This is a genomic window from Flammeovirga yaeyamensis (genome assembly GCF_018736045.1).
Lineage (GTDB): Bacteria > Bacteroidota > Bacteroidia > Cytophagales > Flammeovirgaceae > Flammeovirga > Flammeovirga yaeyamensis.
On the sequence record NZ_CP076133.1, the window covers coordinates 2,140,001 to 2,162,818 of the forward strand.

Consider the following 22,818-nt stretch of genomic DNA (forward strand, 5'->3'; position numbering starts at 1 on the left):
ATAATTATTCATTTATACTTATAACACTTTATACTTCAGTCTTTTAATGAGTTTATAAATCATCTTCTTTTTTCAGAATAATTCTTTTGGAAAGGCTATACAACTTTTGAATCAAATGATTTCTTGCGGATTGAACGTTTCATTTCAACCTTTGATAATAAGAAATACATCAACCCTGCAATTAGTAAAGAGTCTACAAAATAAAAAGAAGTAATCGTTATTTGTTCGTAATAAGTAAAAAGTGATATGATACTACTCAACAACCAAGACAATAAAGCTGGTATTCCAAAATTCTTTCTTTCTTCTAAATGATAGACTTGTTTCCTGAGAATAAAAAAGTCGATGATATAAATGGCCGACACTGATGGGGTGAATACTCCTAATAATGATAGAAAATCGAATAAATGCTCGGAGAAACGACCTATGGCCAATAATGTCCCTAGAATGCTACTAATAATACATAGGTATTTGAAATTCGATTTTGATGACAAAGTAGAGAATGTCAATACTACAGAATATAGGTTCGTGGCATTCGTTACCCAAGTAGTGATAAACAACAATAAAAAAGCAGGTATAATTAAATCCATCTTCTCCATCATTTTCATGATATCAATTTCTCCGGTGTTTACAGCAAGGACAGCACTTATGATTAACACTAAAGGGAAACCAATAGTCACTCCCAAAATGGATATCAAACTGTGACGATCATTAAATACAAACCTTGAAAAATCAGCCATCAATACTGGCAATAATATGGATGACCCTATTAGAATAGAGGTGGCCTCAAAAGTAGAAAGAGTAATTGATGTTGGTACATAATTAATAATTCCATCCCAACTTACTTGATCATCAAAAGTGAGATAGACCACAAAAATGAGGAACAATAGTAGTATTGGCACAAAAATATTTGAAAGCTTTTCCAAGCTTTTAATGCCGTACATCGTGCTTGATGTAATTATTATACTACCAATTATACTGATCAACCAAAAAGGAACATCAAAATTTAAGGTGGATAGTAATGTATCGTTAATAGCTTCTGATAAAAGTTCTAATGCCACCGCAAACCAACCCAACAAACAGATACCGATCATTAAGTTGATCAGTTTCACTCCTTGCTTACCAAAAGGGAAACTCAATATCATATAAGTGGATAATCGACTTCGGTTACCAATTAATGTAGTTAGAATACATAAAACTGATAATACAACAGTCGAAATACCGAACGCACAAAGGGCCGTTTCAAAACCTGCTTTTAAAGTGATTTCAGCACCTAAGTAAAGAATAGGTAAACTCACTCCTGTCCCTGCGATGATTAAGGCAATGGCCCATCCACTCATAAAATCATTTGATGTAACCTTTGAGTTGGTGTACTGATTACTATCACTCATGCGTTTCTCTGTCTTTTCTTTCTAATTGCTCCACGAAAGGTAATAACTCTTCCAATGAAATCTCACCTTTCGTTAAGATCTCCTTATCGTCGAATGACAAGGTTACTTTCTCTACAACCCCATCAAAATGAGATACGGCTTGCTGACCAAAAGGAGGCATATCCATAGGGCTGGTATAACCAAAGCCAAAATCAACTCCTCCCCACACTCTTTCGTCTTCGACTATGTCTCCCGATAATTCCTTCACTCCTGGATTAAGGCCAATCATGTTATGGGAGATCTTATACATGTTTTCATCATCAAATGATGCTAAAAACTTAATAAACTTTTCTGCTTCTGTATTCCCTAGAATTTTAACGATTTTACCACCCTCAACTATAAACTCAACATGATTATCACCTGTAAGGTCTGCATTCATCAAAGTATCAAAAACGATTCTTCCATTCATACTCTCTAGTTTAGGAACAATATTCACATAGCCTGGGGCTGTACCAAAAATTGGTTGAGAGTAGTCTCCATCATCAATATCAAATGTATAATTTAGATCGATGTCGTAATAAACATCCGTACCGTTGGCACTTTTGATATGTACTCTTTTTGATTTTTTCGCCATTTCCAACACACGCATCAATAATTTTTTGAGGGTTGGAATATCAAAATGAGCAAAGGTTCTCACCAATGATTCGATGGGGGTATCCCCTATTATTAAATATCTGAGCTTTTTATTTTTTGCCATTGCAGTCTCCCAAATATCAGAATAGAGCATTACGATGGATTGAAGGTCGATCCACACATCCACTTGGCAAAGTGCTGGAGTCAATGTTTCGTGAGGCCAATAGGCCATACCATCCTGACCATCGTATTTTGCTTTTGGTACGATGAGGGTAAGCGGTTTGGCTTCACATTTCTCCACTTCTTGGGTAAGGTATTTAATTAGTGTAAAATCTGAGCCTGAATCTGCAGTAAATGCAATGGTTTCTCCTGATTGAACTTTGAACATATCATGAATCAGGATACGACAAAATTCCTTATAAGTATTTTCCAAAATAATTATTTATTGATAGGTAGACGCGATGATTACTATATCTAATAATCATCGCGTTCTGTAGTGATATTAGAATCTTACTGTCAATGCTGTGCCAACGCTTAGTGGTTGACCTCTCCAACCTACATCGTCTGGACTGCCTACAAATTGACCTGGTGAAAACTCTTGATAATATTGTTGATTTGTGAGGTTATTTCCCCATACTTCGAATTCGAATTTCTTGTATGTCATCGATACTCTAGCATTTAATAATTTATAAGCATCTGATGTATGTTCTTTCAAATTACTTTCGTGCCAGTAGGTTTTACCTGTATGATCTAGGTTGATAAATCCGTTAAATCTAAGCTCTTTTGATATTTGAATAGAAGAGGATAAGTTCACCCCAAATGTATTGATTGGTACGAAAGGCGTTTTGTTTCCGTTATAAACACTATTATCAGTAGCGTCTCCGTTTTCTCCACCTGTCATTCCTCCTTCGATAATTTGAGAATCTGATAAGCCATAATTAAATCCAAGATCTAAAAACTTACTTAATCTAAATTTCGTGTCTAACTCAAAACCAATCACTCTACTCTTGTCATAGTTATAGATACCACCGTAGAAATCGGTTAAATCTAAGATAAACTGTTGCTGATTGGTAAAGTCTGTATAGAAAGCAGATCCGTTAAAGATAATTCTATCCTTCCAGGCTGATGTTTTGAAACCGATCTCATAGTTATCTGTCAACTCATCCTTAAAGTCTTTATCAAATAATTGGGTGACTGCTGGATTAAATCCCCCTGTTCTATAACCCTTACCATAGTTAGCAAAGAATAAGATGTTCTTATTTGCTTGATACGCCAATGAAGCCTTCGGTTGAAAAACATTATTCGTTCTATCTGACTTCACATCATTCAAACGATCATCTTGTTCAAATCGGTCAATGTCAAATCTAAAACCTACGGATGCGGTTAACTTATTGGTGATTTTATAATCTACAAACCCAAATAATGCTAAAGTTTGAGTGAAATTAGTAAGATCAGCAGCTACTACGTTGAATTGATCCCAAGTATCGTAATCTCTCACTAAACCGTCTTGGTAGAAAGGTTCCTCAACAGTTTGGAAAAATCCACCAAAACTCCAATCCAATTTTGATGACTTATTCTTATTATCAAATCGTATTTCCTGGTTAAAAGTAGTTGATGAAGTCACTTCGTTCTGTGTAAAATCATCATAAGGCAAGAAGTCTAAATCGCCATATGTTTTACGATCAACTTGGTTAAATGATGTCACACTTTGAATGTTAAAGTGATTTGTACGGTAATTCACCTTTAAATTACCATTGTGGTTGATCATACTCGATATACCCAATACATCACTTACAATTGTGTTATTTCCTTCCTTTGGATTAGGGTCCAAAACACCACCCGGTTCTAGATTTCCTTCGAACTCATAACCTTCAGGATTAACAGAATAGTAGGTCGCCCCTCCTTCTAAATTAAAATGTTGATAAGCTACGGATACGCTCAAACGATCCGTTAAGTCTGCTTTAAGTTGTCCTCTTAGGTTGATGTCTTTTCTGAAATCAACAAACTCATTCAGATAGTCGTTTTTAAGTAATCCATCTGAATCTCTATACTGAGTGGAGAATCTATAATATAACTTGTCTTTGACAATCGCCCCTGAAGAAACGAATTGACCTGTTTTTGCATTTCCGTTGGCATACCCCACTTTCACTTTATTACTCATCGTGTTCGTAGGCTCCTGAGTGTAGATGTTTATAGCGCCGCCAATAGCGTTTTTACCATACAAAGCACCTTGTGGACCTTTCACCACTTCCACTAAAGCCAAATCGTATAACTCTTGATTTAATAAACTTGGGTCAGCCACAGTTACACCGTCAATAACAAATGCAACTGGAGCATCGCCTCCTCTGAGTTGGGGAATTCCTCTTACTGATATAAAATTATTACCTACTGCTTGAGAAGTATTAAATTTCATGTTAGGCACCAAAGTAGCAAAAGAGCTAAGATCGGTGATTCCTGCATTTTTAATACCCTCAAAGTTTAAGGCTTGAACTGATTCTGGAATATTCTGAATGGATTCTGTTCTTCTTCTCGATTTACCAACAACACCCATAAATCCAACCACATTCACCTCTTCCAATTGTTGAGCATCTTCTTCTAAAACAATAGAAAACTTTGTCTTATTGCCTACATCAAATTCTACTGTAATGTAACCCGTATAAGATATAACAATAGTAGATTGTTCTGGAATCTCCATTTCGAAGTTTCCATTAAAATCGGTCACGGTACCATTGATTGTCCCTTTTTGAAGAACTGTTGCACCAATTAATCCTTGCTGATCCGACGATGTGATTTTTCCTGATATGATTTTATTCTGTCCCAAAACAATGGAAACGGACGAAAAGAATAAAAGTATAAGATGAATAAATAATTTCCTTAGCATGTTGATCTATTGAAAGTGATGAGTAAATGTTAGTACAAAAAGTGATTTTCGAATTAACGTTGTAAGTATAAATTATTCCTTATGATTATTTTTTATTTCTGATTCCATTTTATTTATTTTATAATTCCGATATAATTATTAGGAATTCTATGGAAAATAATAAGAAACACGATTTAACCACAATAAAATTTACAGCCACTTGTTTCGACTCTTTGATGAAAGAAGTGATGTTTCAGTTTCAAGAGAAACATAATCAAGCTTTACCTAAAAAGGTGGCCCAGATTTTCGGTTTCGGAAATTACAATCCTGATAAACCCAACCTAAAACAAGATTTCGAAAAGCAGTCCTCTGATTTTGTGAATGGAAAATACCTTTATGATAAAAAGCGATTGCTCGAAAAAGGTTCTTTACAAATAAAGATTACCCATTACTACAGTCAGTTAATGCTCAACTATATAGGGTATCAAGATATCTATTCCTTTTTAGATGCTGACATTTTAGAAGAGTCGGACAAACAAAAGCAACTCGATTGGTTATCGAATAAAGACACCACAGAGAATGGTTACTACCTCTCCTATCACTTTGGGGAAAATAAAGAAGTGATTAAAGGGCAGGTAGAAATCTACAATAATTGGAAAAACGTGAACTATAAATACATTTATCACCAAGATGATGGATCGTATAAGGAGTTCAATTATCAAGGGTTTATTTCTAGAAGAGCCGACATTCTTCACATTAAAACCAAGACTTTAATGGATAACAAATTAGTGGATAGTGGTGAGGATATTTTATATGCAGGTCACATGGATCCGAATAGCAATCCATATTTGATAGGTACTTATACGGCTTTTGATATATACAATAGAGTGATTGCAGGAAAACTGATTTTTGAAAAATATCATTCAAAAGAAGAGATGATAAAGGCGTCTTTAGAAAGGAGAGCACCAAGTTACATTATCCAGGAAATTAGAAACCAAGTGATAATGAACCGGGGTAAAGTGCCCAATTCAGCTTTTGAGATATCATCAAGAAGTCCGTTTGTTTCTACGTACGATAAACTTGCGGGAGTATATCAAATAGTATTTGATTATGCTGAAGATGAGAAGGCTAGTTTAGGTTTTTCCATCGATCCAACCACTTTCAAAATAAAATCAACCACAGATGGATGTATTTTTCAGAAAGATGAATTTGAGATCATCCAAAACGGATCAGTTGTGCATTTCAGCTTCCAATTAATGGGGTTATCGAAGATGATGAATGTGGAGATCTTTTTCAAAAGCTTTTTCTTAAACGAAAACAGCTCCCCTTATGACGGCATCTTTAGTGGGATGGATCATGAAGGGAAGCTGATTCATGGGAAGGTGAAAATCAGTAAATCTTAGCTTTCTCTGTTTTCGACTTCTTCCAGTATTTGTTTTAATTCTGATTGAATATTTTCCTTATCCGTCAGTTCGATACATCGATGAATAGCAGTAATATCTGCATTTTTCTTGTGGTTAAACAGATATAAAGCCCATTTTTGTTTAGACACTTTGATGATTTTTGGAGACAATATCCCAAGAACAATCAAAATAATGACAACGATACTAATAATGATTTCGGTAGTATAGTCGGCCACAATTGCCGTCCAAGGTTTTTGAACCAAATGAACTTTTGTGATCACTTCTTCTCCATGAATAGTGGCTTTGTATTGTTCGTGATGCTCCTGATGGAAGGCGATGGAATCAAAAGGGGTCAAGAAAATAGATACATAACCTTTATGATACCCTTTTATTCTTGGCGGATAGTAAAATAGGTCAATACTACTTGGCTTTTCAATTTCATCAATAAACGATTTTAGATCGGGGTACCTCGCATTTCTGCCTAAATTGAAGTAAGGCACCTTTATCTCTACAGTATCTTTATTTGAAGTGAATGTCAACTCTTTTGGAAAAGTTGATAGTAATTCTTCCTTAATCTTTGAAATCGGATCGTATTGAATAGTTTGAGACACTACCGACGAATCTTTTAATATCATCAGATTCATTGTCGTATTTAGCGGCTTTCCTAAATCGCATGATTTATTGAGATAAAGAGGAATTCTCACCAAAGTCGTCTCTCGTGGCTTCATCAAAGTTTCTGGGAAATGATAGCTCAAGCATTCTTCTGTTTGCAACTCCACGAACTTATTGATATCAATTAAAGTATCGTAATCACTATCATTAAAAATTTTCAACTGATAAAAAACAGAGTCATTAGGTGTATACAATTCCTTACTTAAAAGTTGAATATTCTGATCGTAATTTAAAGTATCTGCCCAAATAAGGTCACCCCTTATCTTAACAACACGTGATGTTAACTGTACTTTTTGCTCCAAGTACATATTCTTAAAAGTGATCTGACCATAATGGTCTCCCAAATTATTGGCTAGGGCTGCTACCGATAAGATAGTGGTATCACTTGTAGAGACAATTTGACGAACAGAGTCGGCTGGAATTGTATCGTAATTAATCATAAACACAAAGGCAGAAGTGTCTCCCTGATAATTGAATTCCAAAGGATACTCTTCTAAATTGCTGAAAATATAATCCGTAAATTCAACCGAATCGGCTTCCACATGTCCTAAGTTGATTTCAATTTCTTCGTGTTCTTCAGGTAAGGCTTCGGTGACATTTGATTTTAGGGCCACCCTCACCAATTGCTTTCCGATTTTAAAAGCCAAATAAGCCTTTTTGGTCCCTTTACTGAGTGCATTGGTTCTGAATTTAATCTCCAATTTTTCATCCAACATCACTGGTAAGACAAAGCTCATGGTATCTTGAGTGAACCAGAAATTGGTTTTATCACCTATATCAAGAGAGAAAAATTCGTTATCACCTATATAAAATACTTCTACGGTGGTTGGTTCGTAGACGTTACCTACAAAAATGCTTGCTTCTTTACTTTGAGGAGTTACTTTTCCAAAATCGACAAATAATGCATCGGCAATTAAATCGTTGGATTTGGGTTTACGAGAATTCCTCTCTATTACTTTCTTCCATTGTTTATTTGTATTACCATTCGATAAAGTCTTTATCGTTACACCAGAATTTTTCTCAGCCTTCTTAAATTTAAAGACTTGAGCGTGTATTTCGGTGAAGGCACAAAGTCCCAATAGAAGAAATACAGTATATAGTAACTTCATGTTAGTTTAATTTTTTTTCTACTTGGTCAGTGTATTGCTTTAGAGCGGTAAGAATACCTAGAGCTCGTGGATCGTCTTTATATTCGCCCATTAATTCTGATAAGTTATCTCTATACTTATCTATACCCATCGTATTATTACTTTCCGAAATCACTTTAGATCTACAAAAAGACTTGAATACTTCTTTTTCGTTATCAGGTAGTTGATTATAGAAATTTCTACCTTTATATCTATACAAAAGTTCAATAAGACGTTCGTCTCTAAACTTAAAATTCTGATGATTGATGAGTTCAGGATTATCAACTGTAGTTAATCGATTAGCAATTGATCGATCGAAATTATTGATAAACTGATCGTATAATTGTCCATCGACATCTGTGATTGGAGCAAACTCTCTATTAAACACTTCTTTTAATTTCTTTTCAATCGTGCTATCTGATAACAATTCGATCAACTGATTTTTATGAGCTTCAATCGTTTTTAAATCGATACCCAATTCTTCCGCTCTTTTAGGAGAAAGCGTTCTTAGATCACAGTAAATATGCGATTTATTAACAATGCACTGTACAACACCAGGTCTCTCCTCCCCTTCTTCCATATCGTCTTTTTTCTTGAACATCTTTTCTTGAAGCTGTGCAACATCCAAATCTTTAAGGCAAGTAGGTGATGTACGCAAATCGTATCCTAAGAAGGCATTCGTGTTTTGAGCATCCTGACAAATTGGAAAGACAAATGATAAGTGACCATTTTCCACAGGTACATATGGTGAAATTTTCAAAAGATAACCTCCCGAATTCATCGCCTTTTCGATTTCATCTTTGGCCACTTTTTTATTTCTCATCTTTAAAGCAAAATCAAATAATCGGGGTTGATGCTGTTTTACCAACTTAAGTACCTCTATAGTAGCGTACACATCAGACATGGCATCGTGTGCGTTTTCATGTTCAATTCCGTTAGCTACTGATAAGTGTTCTAATTTAAAAGATTGCTTTCCTTCATCATTTGTTGGCCAATTGATTCCTTCAGGTCGTAATGCGTAGGTAAGACGAAGAATTTCCAGTGCATCCATTCTTGAATTATTGTCTGCCCACTCATGAGAATAAGGATCTATGAAATTCTTGTAAAAGCCAAAACGAGAAAACTCGTCGTCGAAGCTAATATTATTGTACCCCACATGACATGTTCCTTTTCTTCCTAACTCATTTTTAATGATGCGCATAAATTGATATTCGGGAATACCATTATTATTGGCGATCTGTGGGGTAATCCCAGTAATCAGACATGCCTCAGGCTCAGGTAGAAAGTCTAAAGAAGGCTGACAAAATTTGATAATTGGCTCTTCAATAATATTCAAATCTAGATCGGTTCTTACCCCAGCAAATTGAGCAATTTTATCTTGCCTCGGATCCCTGCCGAACGTCTCGTAATCGTAAAAGAATAATGAAGTTGGATTCATACCAAAAAATCGTCTAAATTAAAAAAAAGGAAAAACTAAAGGTCTATTCAAATGGCCTAAATACGAAGCTAAGAAATTGTACAAATAAAGGAAATAGTTTATCAATTGTATTTATATTTATTTTTAATGTGTATATCAAAAAATTTTATTGTTAAAAGGTTGCAAAAGTCTCTGAAAATTAATTATTTGTATATAACGTAATACGAATATATCTCAAATGGCAAAATATATCTATTATAAAAAACCTTATACTGAGGTAGAAAAATTAGCCAAAAAGGCTAAAATGACCCTGAAAGATTATGTGAAAAGTCTACCTTCTGCAGACGTCAAAAATTTTGAAACGAGGAAGGCATTTTTCCAGAGTTTTACATCCAAAAGAAAAGCAGCATGGAAAGGCGATGAAGCCACCTCTATGATCTTCGTGGATGGAGTTAAACCTTATGCATTATCAACTAAAGATTTTCTAGAAGAATATCGTATTGCTATTCAACATAGAGGCAGGAAGCCTCGAAAGCAAGGCGGTTCCAATAAGATTGTTACTTTCAGAATGTCCAAAGAAGAGTATGATGCTTTAGATCAACAAGCATCTGCTAAGCAACTAAAAGTTTCTGACTACATCAGAAACTTAATTGAAGCAGATTTAAATAAGTAATTTAAAATTGGGTCAAAAAAAAGAGGAACATCAACTGTTCCTCTTTTTTTTTATTCCTCCATTGGAAGAAGTGTAAGTTCGCTTGGACCTGCATCTTCTAACACATTTGTCTTTTGCTCTTTATACCCTCCCAATCTTTTTAGATGTGCTTTATAGCTATCTTGCTGATTAGAATCTAAAATGGTCAATAAGAATTTCTCCTTTTTTGTCTTTGCTCTTTGAAAAGCGTCATCGTATTGATCACTTAATATTCCGTGCTCATTTTTTTGAATGACAACATTCTTATTTACTTGGATAAAATACTCTTCAATTACTTTCGTTTGATCTTCTCTTACATCAATGATCTTTCTCAAATCTTTGATATCGCTATTCGTCTTCAGAAATGAACCAAGCGTGACTAACTGATCTTCTGTTAAGATCTCGTTTCTTTTTTCCCAAAAACTCTGATCTAGCTCAATTTTTTCAGAAAGCCCCATGTTGGCATTCTTGGGATCTTTTTTAACGACCAAATAACTGTACCTTGCTTTTTGCATCTGACGTTTTTGCAGGTCGTTTAGATTTACAATATTGTCCATCCAAAATGTAAAATGTCTTGCTTCTTTCTCTAATTTACTTTGAGAGAAAACAGAAGAACTAAAAAGAATAAAAAGAATAAAAGCTGATAATAACTTCATAAAATTTAGAGTTAGTTGATGATTAATGTTTAATTATTCGATGAGAATGACTTCCAATTTTCAGTATATACATACCACGTTTTAAATGTGATACGTCTATAGTTTCTTTTGGCAATTGAATAGTTTGTTTTGAAATTACCTTCCCTTCTACTGAATACATCAATAATTGAATAGGGTTATTGTCCTGTTTTTGAATTACTAATTGATTTTGAACCGGGTTAGGATAGATTTTAAAATATCCTTTCTGATCAGGAATTGATGTTGGAGGTTCTGTTTCTGTACCTAGTACAGTAAAGAAAAACTGTTTTTCAGCTACTTCATCTCCCAGTGTCACCACTGCAGTAATATCAATTTCTCTTTCCTCTTCGAACCTTGTGATTTTAATTAAATCATTTTCAATACTTGCATATGAAGTATCTGAAGAGAACCATTGAATATTTGCGTTGCTTAAAGGTGCATCAATTAATATGTCCTGAGTCACGCCGTCATTAGAATCGTTACCTTGATAAATCAACTGAATCTCCTCTAAAATGCCATTCATTTCATTTGAGAACATTTGATTCACCTTGATAACAAAGGTTTTAGTTTCTTTTAAATTATTTAAAGACACTTCCGCTTGTAGAACAACTACATGGGGAAAATAGTCTTTGGTTACTATACCAGAATCGTTCTGAACCTGTAAAGCATTGTCATCTGAAGAAATCCAAGCTACTTTTGTACCATGTAAGCCTTCTTGTTCTAACCATAAGTTATTATTAACATTATTTTTAGAATCTCCCTCCGCATAACCAATTTTTAACGCTTCGATGGCTTCTTTTAGTTGATTCATCTGCTCCACATCATCTTCAATCGTCACCTTTACATTATCAAAGTGAATCACACCCACAGTTTTACCCAACTGAATAGCCAATCGGAATGCACTCATACCTGTCGTTGAGTTCACTCTTGTCACCACCTCCAGAGGCGTATCTTTTTGAATCAATTGGGTCGCTCCATTAATTCTATCTCCATTATCCCCTTGAATTTGAGCTCTTATTTCTGTATCAACAGATGAATACACATCAAAACTTATAATCATCTCTTTAGGATCTGATACCGTATATCCTATTGGGTATTGATCTGTTCTTAAAGTTAGATTCGAAAAGGCTCCTCCATTACTCTGAATATCCATTGTAGCGCCCAACGTATTATTCGATGGGAAAGGCCCACTTCTTAATTCATATTGGATTTCAGCATCTACTTTATGAGTGGTAGACCATCCATTTTCAATTCCTTCTTCAAAATTTGGGTTGACCAAAATTAGATTTTCAGTATCATTTTGATGAGTTTGTCCATAATACCTGTTCCACCACACTTCTGCCAATCTTCTTAAATCGTTAATTCTATTCTGGTAAGAAGGATTGTTTATTTCATTTTTAGTTTCTAATTCTTGGATAGATTGGTACGAGTAAAACTCTTCATGACGTAATGTTACATTTTGGAAAGATGTTTCTATTGGCGACATACTTCTATCGTTCGTCCACATTGTGTATCTATCATTTCCCTTTTTAAATGTGTATCCATTCGATCCACTTTTTTTATAATAGGTCACCGCCAAGTCTAAAGGATAATCCGTTTCTTGATGATCTGCTATGTATAGTGAGTTACCTTGTAAAAACTGTGGCTTAGGTGTATTGGTATAATCACAAATGGTAGGATATAAATCGATAAGTTGAACCGATCGATCCGTTCCTTTTAAAATATCCGTAGGATCGATAATGATCAGTGGTACTTGTGAGGCGTTTTGTAATAAATTATGTTTCCCCCACATATTATGATCACCCAAGTTGAAACCATGATCAGAAGTAATAACAATTAAAGTATTCTCTGCCTCCCCGACTGCTTCCAATTTGGTTACAATTTTTCCAATCTGTGCATCGATATAGGATGCACAAGCATAATATGATCTCAAAAGTTCTCTCTGTTTTTCTAATTCGAGCACATTTTGAAAACCATTGTATTCTGTCTCCCACTCCTGAGGAATATCTTTATAGCCCAATAACTCTGTAGGATCTTTGTAAGTAAAAGGATCTGTACCTTCTGGCATTTTTTGAAAAGGCGCCAAAGTAAGCGTATTCTCATTGTATAAATCATGATATTTTTGAGGAGCAATAAATGGCAGGTGGGGCTTTTTAAATCCTACAGCTAAGAAAAATGGCTGCTCTACTTTACTAAAGTGATCTATATATTCTATTGCATGATCTGCAAATTGACCATCTTGATATCCATCGTCGTCTACATGAGAAGGGCCTATTTCAGTCGACATATCCGCTTCTACTCTGTAAGATGTTCCTTTTACAAATGGACCATACTCTTCAGGGTATTCATAATGATTAGGATCTTTGTAATTATCGGTCCAAGCAATATCGTGATGATTACCATCTACATTACGAGGATCAAAGACTTTACCTACTGCTGCCGTTCTATAACCATTTCTTGATAATAACTCAGGCAATGTTGTCAAATCGGGTGCTGTCTCAGATAATTGCAAAGTCAAATTAGTGACTCCATTACGTTCAGGATAAGTACCTGTTAAGAAAGACGCTCTCGATGGTCCACATACGGGGTATGAACATTGTGCATTGGTATATTGAATACCATTGGCCGATAACTTGTCTATTGTGGGAGTAATTACTTCTTCATTCCCAAAAGCAAACAAATCCGTATTCAGATCGTCGATGACGATAAATAGTACATTCTTTTTCTGATCTGTTTTTAATAGTGCATCCACATGCCCAGGTAACCATTGTCTTCCTTCTCGAGTATAGATCATTTTATTGGCCTTTGGCCCTGCACACCATAATGCTGCCGAAAAACCCATCGATCTTGATACATCTGCCACTGCTTTATGATAACGGATTCTCGATTGTTCATCACATGAATTGTTCGATCCGAATTCTCCCAAATATACAGGGACATTGTGCTTATCTGCCCAATCTCTCACCTCTTGAAAATCTCTTTTCAAATTTTGATAATCATCAGGCGATCCCCAAAATGGTTTACTGCCCTCTATTTCTGGATATTTAGTAAAGGTATTGGGCCAATAATAATGAAACCAAGGAATCAATTTATTGTCGTCAGCAAATACCTCTGGATCTAACATTTGAGGAGAATTAATCGCATTATCACCTCCACCCGTTAGCATAATGATTCTATCCGGATTGTTTTGTCTTACAATCTGAAGTAACTCTTTATTCAGTTTATCGACCAATCCCTGCCCCATTTTAAAATAGGGTTCATTAATCAATTCAAATACCAACTTGTCGTTACTTTTATCTTTAAAATGATCAGATATCTGCGTCCAAATCGATAACATTCTTTCCCAATATTGAGGAATTGGATACACCTCATCATCTTTAGATACCTCATCTAAAAACCAGTGTTCTCCATGTGCATTCAGTACAACAATTAATCCTGCTTCGTTGGCCCAATCCACTACTTCCTCCACTCGTGTTAGCCAAGCAGCATCAACGGTATAAGGAGCATCGTTAGATGTATGTGAACCCCATCTTACAGGAAGACGAATGTGGTCAAAACCTGCTGCAGCCACATCATCTATCATGTATTTTTCAATTGGTGCCGCCCAGTCTCCCTCGTTATTGGCACTCATTACATTTCCGAAATTATAGCCAATGCCCAACTTAGTATTCATCTCGTGAGCGGGAGATTGAGCAAACACTATTGTGTTTGTCAGAATAGTTAAAATTATAAGTAGTGTTTTTTTCATATGTTTGTTCTATTATTAGTGGGCCGCCCTTTTTCAGGCGACCCGGTAATTCATCAGTTTATTTTTTTATGATCATTGATGATATATTTGATGTTTTAATGATATAATTTCCTTTATACAGCTTGGAGATATCGATGCTCCAATTTTGTTTACCAAAGTTGTCTTCAGCAGAGAGGACCTCTCTACCCAACAAATCGTAAATCTTAATTACTTTCTCCTCTTGAGACAATTTGATATTGATTACATTATTTGCTGGATTTGGATAGACTAAGAAGGAATTCGTTTTCAAGTCCTCTTGATTATCGAAAGAAGTTGTTCTGCTAGAAGAACTTTCAGTCACCTCATACAATTCGATATAATCAAAAGTGAAGTTGGCTACATTTAGTCCCAATTGAACAAATAATTGGAAGTACTCTGCATTGGCATCTACTTCTACATATGTTTCAATATCTTGAGCAGTAGAATTTAAAGCGATATTCTCTCCCTTTATTGTGTTGGTTATTCCATTCTGATCCGTAGACTCTAATTGGAATCTTATTTCAGATTGTTTAGATGAATACGCATTGGTCACCACTTTGAATCTTCTAGGATAAGGCTGCACTTGATCTAAAAGGTACTTTTCCGATCTCACCATGATGTTTGATTTAGAAACTCCTCCTTCTGATACATTCACTCTTAATGCAGTATTATTCGAAACCTTATGTGTGGTTGTTTTAAATGCCACTTGATTCTCAGGCACATGCGTTGTATTCACATTGATGTACCAATTATTCAATCCATTATTAAAATCAGAATTGTAAAGAATAAGATTTGAATGATTATCCACAATAGGTTCCTCATTTGGCACCTCTTCTTCTGTAGGAGTCTCCTCTTCCCCTGGAATTTCTTCTTCAACTGCTGTTTCAATTACTTCTGTTGATACCACTACATTATCAAAGTAAATGTTACCTACCGTTTTCCCCATCTGAATTAACAGTTGAAAATCTGTCATATTTGAAGAAACTTCTAATGAAGTGTTCACACGCTCTTGCCTTCCGTTAGGAATTGTGATTTCATCTGACAACACCTTTTCATCATTACTTCCTTTCAATTGCAATTTGATTTCCGTATCAGATTCTGCATACACATCTAAGGAAATATATAGGGTCTGTGTTGTTGAAGATGTTGGTAGAGGATGTACATCAGATTTTAAACTGAAATTTGAAAAACTTCCTCCATTACTCTGGATAGAATACCCTGCCGCACTGCTTGATGTAGTTGGGAAGTTTCCATTCAGTTCAGAGTAACTGATACCCGCACCGGTTTTAACATTGGTACTCCATCCTATATTCATCCCATCTTCAAAACCAGGGTTAGTTAGAATTAAATTACTCACTTCGACAGGTTCCTCTTCAACTTCTTTTGCCAATACGGTGATCAAGAAATCTTTATCGAGTGCATACCCCTCTTTTGCAATTCTAGCTGTTAAAGTGACTGTCTCTTCTTGTTCCGTTTGTGTTACTTCACCTGTAGTATTAATAACATCCATGTTAGAAGAAGTCCATGTCACAGTAGCATCTTCAATACTTAGAGGTAAATGTTCGATAGCATACTGAATACCATTACCATCTTGCGGATCGTTGGCATTGAAGGTAATTGCCAGTTGATCTCTTAGCTGGTTTAAGCTAGCCAGAATAAGCTCTTCTTCGTTTTCCTCTTCTTCGACAGTTCCTTGTTCCACATCAGATACATACACATTGTCGAAATAAATTGCCCCTTCAGTTTTACCAAATTGGAAATAGAATTTAAAAGCATTCATTCCATTGGTGGTTGTGATCGATGTTTTAATTCTTTGAGTCGTATTTGCAGTAACTGTAAAAGCTTCTGTGTTGATATTATCGCCATTGTCTCCTTGTATCTGTACTCTAAACTCAGTATTTGATGTTGAGTGTACATCAAAAGCAATAAAAAGCTCATGTGCAATTGAAGTGTTCAAACTATGCTGATTCGATTTTAATGACATATTAGAAAACGCTCCACCATTATTTTCAATCTCAAAAGCAGCCGCTTTACTATCTGTACCAGGGAACATACCCGAAGTTGCTGTAGCTACAATTCCTATATTTTCTTTTGCAGAATACGTCCATCCATTCTGAATACCTATCTCGAAACCAGGGTTTAACCTAATGAAATTGTTAGGGTCTAACACTTCAGTCACTATTTCTGACGCGTTTCCTCCTAAATCTATATTTTGATGCTCTACCTGATTTATACCTTGAACATGACCGTAATATTTATTCCACCAAACAGTCGCTAATTCTCTTAGTTCCTGAATGTCATCTTGGTAGTTAGCATCGTTAATTTGATTTCGTGTTTCTAATTCTTGAGCAGAAGAATATCTGTAATACTCTTCATGACGAATATCAACAGCATTGAACTCCATTCCTTTTGGTGTCATATCTTTTTTAGTAGTCCAAAGTGTATATCTTTCGTTTCCTCTTTTGAAAGAATATCCGTTAGAACCATCCGTTTTGTAATATGTGACCGCTAAATCCATTGGATAGTACGTGTCATCATTTTCTTGATGAAACAAAGAGTTACCTTGTAAGAACTGCGGCTTATTTACTGCAGTATAATCACAAATCGTAGGATACAAGTCAATTAATTGCACCGATCTATTTGATGTTCTCAAATTGTTTGTAGGATCAATAACAATCATAGGTATTTGAGCTGCATTTTGTAATAAATTATGCTTGCCCCATTGGTTATGGTCGCCTAAGTTAAAACCATGATCAGAGGTGATGATAATTAATGTATTATCTTTCTGACCTGTTTCTTCCAATTTGTCAATCACTTTACCAATTTGTGCATCGATATAAGAAGCACAGGCATAGTATCCTTTGATCAATTCTCTTTGCTTCTCAAGATCCAATAACTTTGTAAAACCATTGTATTCCGCACTCCAAGTCTGAGGTATATCACTATATCCTTTAATTTCTGAAGGATCTTTTTGTATAAAAGACGCTGTCCCTTCAGGTACTCCTTGATAAGATGCTAATGATAAAGTTCTATTTTCATATAGATCAAAATATTCTTTTGGAGCAACAAATGGCAAATGTGGCTTTTTGAAACCCACGGCAAGAAAAAAGGGCTGTTCTTGTGTTCCGAAATAATCTAAATAATCCATGGCGTGGTTGGCAAACTGACCATCTTGGTAGCCATCATCGCCTACATTTACAGGACCTACTTCAACAGAGACACCACTTTGTACTCTATATTTTGAACCTTGAACAAAATCGCCATATTCTTGAGGGTAATCGTAGGTATTCGGATCTTTATAGCTTTCTGTCCATGAATCTGTATCGTGATGATCATCTACCGATCTCGGATCGAAAACTTTACCCACTGCAGCTGTCTTGTAACCATTTTCTTTCAAGAGCTCTGGTAACGTTGTTAATTCTGGAGACGCTTCTTCCAATAAAGTTGATAAGTTAGTGACACCATTTCTTTCAGGATATGTTCCCGTTAACATCGATGCTCTAGATGGACCACATACTGGGTAAGAACATTGTGCGTTTTGGTATTGTATCCCTTCATCAGCCAATCGATCAAAATTGGGTGTTATTACTTCTTGATTACCAAAAGAGAACAAATCAGTATTTAAATCATCCACCACGATAAATAGTACATTCCTTTTTCCTGATGGCACTGTAGCACGAGGAGTGTATTGTGTTAGGGCTTCTGTATGGCCAGGAACAAATGTTCTTTCTACTCTATTGTAGATCATTTTGTTTGCTCGCTCTCCGGCACACCAAATCGTTCTTGGTATACCTAAATTTTCAGCGGTTTGTACTACTGCTCTATGATATAATAAGCGAGAAGCCTCTTCGCAATTATTATTAGAACCAAACTCTCCTAAATACAAAGGAATATTGTTATTGTTCGCCCAGGTTTTTACTTCTAGAAAGTTATTTTCTAAATAGGTATAGTCTTCAGGCGTACCCCATGTAGGACGACTGTCTTTAACTTCAGGGTGCTTTGTAAATTGATTTGGCCAATAATAGTGGAACCAAGCAATGAGTTTATCGTCATTTCTAAATGTTGCCGGATTCATTTGTTGTGGAGAATGAATAGCATTATCTCCACCACCGGTCAGCATTACAATTCTATCCGGATTTTCGTTTCTAACAATCTCCAATAACTCCACATTCAGCTCGTCTACCAAAGATTGCCCCATTTTGAAATAAGGCTCATTGATCAATTCAAATATTAATTGATCATTGCTCTTATCTCTAAAATGATGACCAATTTGCCTCCACATGGCTAACATTCTATTCCATTTGTTTTGATCAGGATATACAGTGTCCTCTTTAGTAACTTCATCCAAAAACCAGTGTTCGCCATGTGCATTTAAGATTACTATAAGTCCACGTGAAGTTGCCCAATCGATCACCTGTTCTACCCTTTCAAGCCAGGCAGGATCTATAGTGTAGGGTGCATTCTCCTGTGTATATCCATCCCATCTAACGGGAAGACGTATATGTCTAAATCCAGCATTGGCAATATCTTCAACATTACCTTCCTGAATAGGAGCACCCCAATTGCCTTCTTGGTAAGCACTCATTACATTTCCGAAATTATATCCGGTCCCCAAACGGTCGGCCATTCTTTGAGCAGGTGTTTGGGCGTTAGTTTGACCTATAAAAAAGATCATTGATAGTATAAATAATAATTCTTTCATAGCAATTTAATTATGTAAGTATAGTTTACATCCTTTCTTGGATGTAGATAGTAGTCGTGGTTAATTATCATTTCTGATAACATCATCTTATCACATTCAGTAAATAATAAAGGTATATTATATTCAATATTTGTTCTTATTATTTTCATTTCATTTAGGTAGAATACAATACTTTTTTTAAATAGGTGTTGAAATAATTTACTACAATATGATAAGCAATTCATAAATCATTTTAAGTGATTATGAGAGAGCATTCTTAAAATTTTAGATTAATTTTAATATCAAACATTTATTATAACTCCGAATATTTATGAATAAAATGATATAGTATTGTTAGTAATATCAATGTTAGCGCTAATTCCATTGATGAAAGACAGTCACACATCATGTGAAATTAATTAATAAAGTACAGATAAATTAAATTAATTAATAAGTGAAAAATAAATGATTACTATATCAATTTAAGAATAAAAAAACTACAGATTTATGGATAAATATTTTTGAATTTAACTATTATTGTTTTTATGATTACTTAACTTAATTTAAAACAAATAAACCAAGTATTCAAAATAATTACTACCTATTTTTTGGTAAATAAAAATAACAAAGTATAGAAGCTATCGTTACCGAAATAACGATAGCTTTTCGGTCTATTTGTCTCTATTTTTTGTCATCAAATTACTTTTTGATGAACTTAATCGATTGATTTCCGGCTCTTAAAATATACTGTCCCTTCATCAATTTCGATACATCAATTACCATGTTGTATGTATTCGAAAGCTGATTAACAGATAATACTTCACGACCCATCAAATCAAAAATCTTCAATTCCTTTATTCCTTTTGAACTCACTACATGTAATTTGTCTGTAGTTGGATTAGGATAAATTCTGGAAATGATATTGTTATCTTCTGCAGAAGTAGGTTGTTCTACTTTTAAGACGACAACATCAAATTGTTTTGTGATAGCTGTTGCATTTTCTAGACTCAACGTTGCCGTTAGTGTCACTTGCACATCTTCTGCTTGTTGGTTTACTACACCATCGTTAGAAATCACATCCTTATTCGAAGAAGACCAAACTACCGTTGTGTTATGTAAACCATTTAGAGTTAATCCAAGATCTTGAGTGACACTCATTGCATTATCACCTTCTTGGAATTCAATTTCTAAGGCATTTACTGCTTCTTGTAATTGAGCCTCTTCATCACCTACAGTAGTTAAAGTAAATTCCTTTGTATCTTCTAGATCGCCTAAAGTAATTTTGGCAGTAATGCTTCCGGTTACAGCTTGTTTTGTTATTGTTACAGTGCCATCATTTGTGATATTGGAGTGATTTGATATCCACTGAATTTGAGTTTCATATAATCCCTCATTATCAAGAACAATATTATTGGATACCGCATTTGCATTATCTCCAACAACAAAACCAATCAAAAGGTTTTCTTTTGCTTTTGCTAATTTCCCCTCATCATTCATCACTGTGGTTAAAGTGAAAGTTTTAGTTGCCGAAAGTTCTCCAATAGATACCGTTGCTGTAAGATCCCCTTCTACTTCTTGAGTAGTAATTGTCACTTCTCCATTATCTGTAATTTGAGCATGTTCTGACGCCCAAACGATTGTAGAAGTGTATTTTCCAGTAGTGGCCAATCCAACATTTTGTGAAACCATTGTAGCTTCATCTCCTTCAGCAAATTCAATAGCTAATTCATTCACTACTTCTTCCAATTGTGCTTCAGGATTTGATTTGATTCTTAAATTAAAAGATTTCGTCTCCGAGTATATCCCTTTTTGAATAGTGGCAGTAAGTACCACTTCTGTATTACTTACAATCTTTTGTACTTCTGCCATCCCTTCGTTAATGATCAAGGCATCATTTTCTGGAACTGACCAAGTGATTATCGTTCCATAAGTATCATCAGATGATTGAAGTGGGAAGCTTTGATTCACATTGTATTCTTGATCGCCATCAGCTAACTGAAGTGCTAAATTATTTTTAGAAAAGAACACATCTGCTTCACCTGCTTCCACTTCTGCTACTGACGTATTATCAATGACTAATTCTCCTATATTATTTCCCGCCTGAATCAATAATCTAAACGCAGACAAACCTCTTTGCACTTCTATAACATCTGTTACTTTTACAGGTGTTTCGTTAATCGAAAAGCTCGTTGAGTTTGTATTTACATTAGCATCATTTTCATCTTTGCCTTGGAACTGAAAACGGATATTCATTTCTGTAGATCCGTAAACATCTGCTTCCATTTTAAAATACTTCTTTTCTGTAGTTAAAGTATTGAAAGGAAATATTTGACTTCTTACTGCTAAATTTGGTAATGAAGTACCTCCATTTGTAATATTTAAACTTACGGCTGTCGTCCCATTTTCCTTATGGGTCGTCGTCGTAAAATCAAAATCTTCTGCTTGCACAAAAGAAGAATTAAAATTCGTGTCCCAATGTTGAGTACCTGTCGAAAAATCGTTATTCAATACAATCCAGTTATCGCTTATTGTTAAAGGAAGTACTGTAATTGAAAAATCTTTAGTTACAGTCGTGGTATTTTTAGTTACTGATGCTTTTAATGTAACGTTCTCCGTTTGTTCACCTCTTACTACTTTACCAGTAGTTGATATCACCGACTCATTAGTCGATTCCCATGTAACCACTGTTTCATTTAAACCTTCAGAAGGTAGATCAGTAATGGTATACATAATACCATTTCCATCTACTGGATCAATAGCATTAAATGTGATTCCTAAATTATCAGCTGCTTCTTGTGCTAATTCTTCATCTGTTTTACTTTCTACTTGAACTAATGATACATTATCGATCACTATACTTCCAATATTTCCACCTACTTGAACGAATACACTAAACTTTGTAGCACCTACTGGCATTTTTAAACGAGCAGCATAATTTTGTGTATTTGTCGATATAAAAAAGTCTTCTGAAGCAATGGCATTCTCTGCCCCATTGTCCCATCTTAATAAATACCTGATTTTATCGCCATCTCCACCGTAGATATCTGCAGATAAAATATATTCTTTTTCCTCAGCAAGAGTTTCTGGAAGGTTAGTATAACCTCCATCTTTTAACTGAATATTTGAGACCGATAATCCCTCATTGATTGGTGATTGGGGTATACTAATTTCAAAAGCATTCGTACCATTTTCTTTGTGAGTGATCACTTGCCAAGTCGGTAAGTTATTTTGATCTACCGAATTATTGATGGTCACCTCCCATTCATTTCCAATAGGGTCTTCGAACCCTGGATTTTTTATCAGGTTATCGTTCGCCAAGAGAGCATTTGACGACAATAATAACAATAGTGAAGTAATTAATTCTTTCATACTATGATGATTGTATTTTGTAAAAAATTTTAGTTGTATGTTTTGCTTAAATAATCATTTCAAAGGTCGTTTAACCGTAAAAAATACAAGTTTAATTTCCGTTCAGTAGGGATGAATAAATGTTCTACCTTCAATATAACAAGGTGTAAAATGTCTGT

At 35.0% G+C, this 22,818-nt stretch carries 11 protein-coding genes; 2 read left to right on the top strand and 9 right to left on the bottom strand.

Annotated elements, in window-relative coordinates; genetic code table 11:
• Positions 1 to 95: 95 nt before the first annotated feature.
• From KMW28_RS28145 to KMW28_RS28155, 3 genes are all read right to left on the bottom strand, one after another.
• Complete coding sequence (locus KMW28_RS28145; protein WP_169662527.1) at positions 96 to 1,388, bottom strand: purine-cytosine permease family protein; 1,293 nt, start codon at positions 1,386 to 1,388, stop codon at positions 96 to 98.
• A complete protein-coding gene (locus KMW28_RS28150) occupies positions 1,381 to 2,433 on the bottom strand; it encodes a M29 family metallopeptidase (protein WP_169662526.1) in 1,053 nt (350 codons plus the stop codon). The genes KMW28_RS28145 and KMW28_RS28150 overlap by 8 nt, the downstream gene beginning before the upstream one ends.
• Before the next feature lie 69 nt (positions 2,434 to 2,502).
• Positions 2,503 to 4,881 (bottom strand): TonB-dependent receptor, encoded by a 2,379-nt coding sequence (locus KMW28_RS28155; RefSeq protein WP_169662525.1) that lies wholly within the window; start codon positions 4,879 to 4,881, stop codon positions 2,503 to 2,505.
• Positions 4,882 to 5,030: 149 nt separating this feature from the next.
• On the opposite strand from KMW28_RS28155, the gene KMW28_RS28160 reads away from it, so the two are divergent.
• On the top strand, positions 5,031 to 6,263 hold the full coding sequence (locus KMW28_RS28160; protein ID WP_169662524.1) for a hypothetical protein: 1,233 nt from the start codon (positions 5,031 to 5,033) through the stop codon (positions 6,261 to 6,263).
• Here KMW28_RS28160 and KMW28_RS28165 read toward each other — a convergent pair.
• Positions 6,260 to 8,044, bottom strand: a complete 1,785-nt coding sequence (locus KMW28_RS28165; protein WP_169662523.1) for a hypothetical protein — start codon at positions 8,042 to 8,044, stop codon at positions 6,260 to 6,262. The two genes, KMW28_RS28160 and KMW28_RS28165, sit on opposite strands and share 4 nt — an antisense overlap.
• A 1-nt stretch (position 8,045) precedes the next feature.
• The gene (sbcB, locus tag KMW28_RS28170) at positions 8,046 to 9,500 is read right to left on the bottom strand and encodes an exodeoxyribonuclease I (protein WP_169662522.1); all 1,455 of its coding nucleotides are present in this window, start codon (positions 9,498 to 9,500) and stop codon (positions 8,046 to 8,048) included.
• A gap of 217 nt (positions 9,501 to 9,717) precedes the next feature.
• Here sbcB and KMW28_RS28175 point away from each other — a divergent pair, with 217 nt between their 5' ends.
• Complete coding sequence (locus KMW28_RS28175) at positions 9,718 to 10,152, top strand: plasmid mobilization protein (protein ID WP_066215770.1); 435 nt, start codon at positions 9,718 to 9,720, stop codon at positions 10,150 to 10,152.
• A 50-nt stretch (positions 10,153 to 10,202) separates the two neighbouring features.
• Here the strand turns inward: KMW28_RS28175 and KMW28_RS28180 are convergent, their stop codons facing one another.
• From KMW28_RS28180 to KMW28_RS28195, 4 genes are all read right to left on the bottom strand, one after another.
• Positions 10,203 to 10,826, bottom strand: a complete 624-nt coding sequence (locus KMW28_RS28180) for a hypothetical protein (protein WP_169662521.1) — start codon at positions 10,824 to 10,826, stop codon at positions 10,203 to 10,205.
• Between the two features lie 22 nt (positions 10,827 to 10,848).
• Positions 10,849 to 14,592 carry a sulfatase-like hydrolase/transferase gene (locus tag KMW28_RS28185; RefSeq protein WP_169662520.1) on the bottom strand — a complete coding sequence of 1,248 codons (3,744 nt, stop codon included), beginning with the start codon at positions 14,590 to 14,592 and terminating at the stop codon, positions 10,849 to 10,851.
• Between the two features lie 58 nt (positions 14,593 to 14,650).
• Complete coding sequence (locus KMW28_RS28190) at positions 14,651 to 19,312, bottom strand: sulfatase-like hydrolase/transferase (protein ID WP_169662519.1); 4,662 nt, start codon at positions 19,310 to 19,312, stop codon at positions 14,651 to 14,653.
• Positions 19,313 to 19,990: 678 nt separating this feature from the next.
• Complete coding sequence (locus KMW28_RS28195) at positions 19,991 to 22,660, bottom strand: T9SS type A sorting domain-containing protein (RefSeq protein ID WP_169662518.1); 2,670 nt, start codon at positions 22,658 to 22,660, stop codon at positions 19,991 to 19,993.
• Between the last annotated feature and the right edge of the window lie 158 nt (positions 22,661 to 22,818).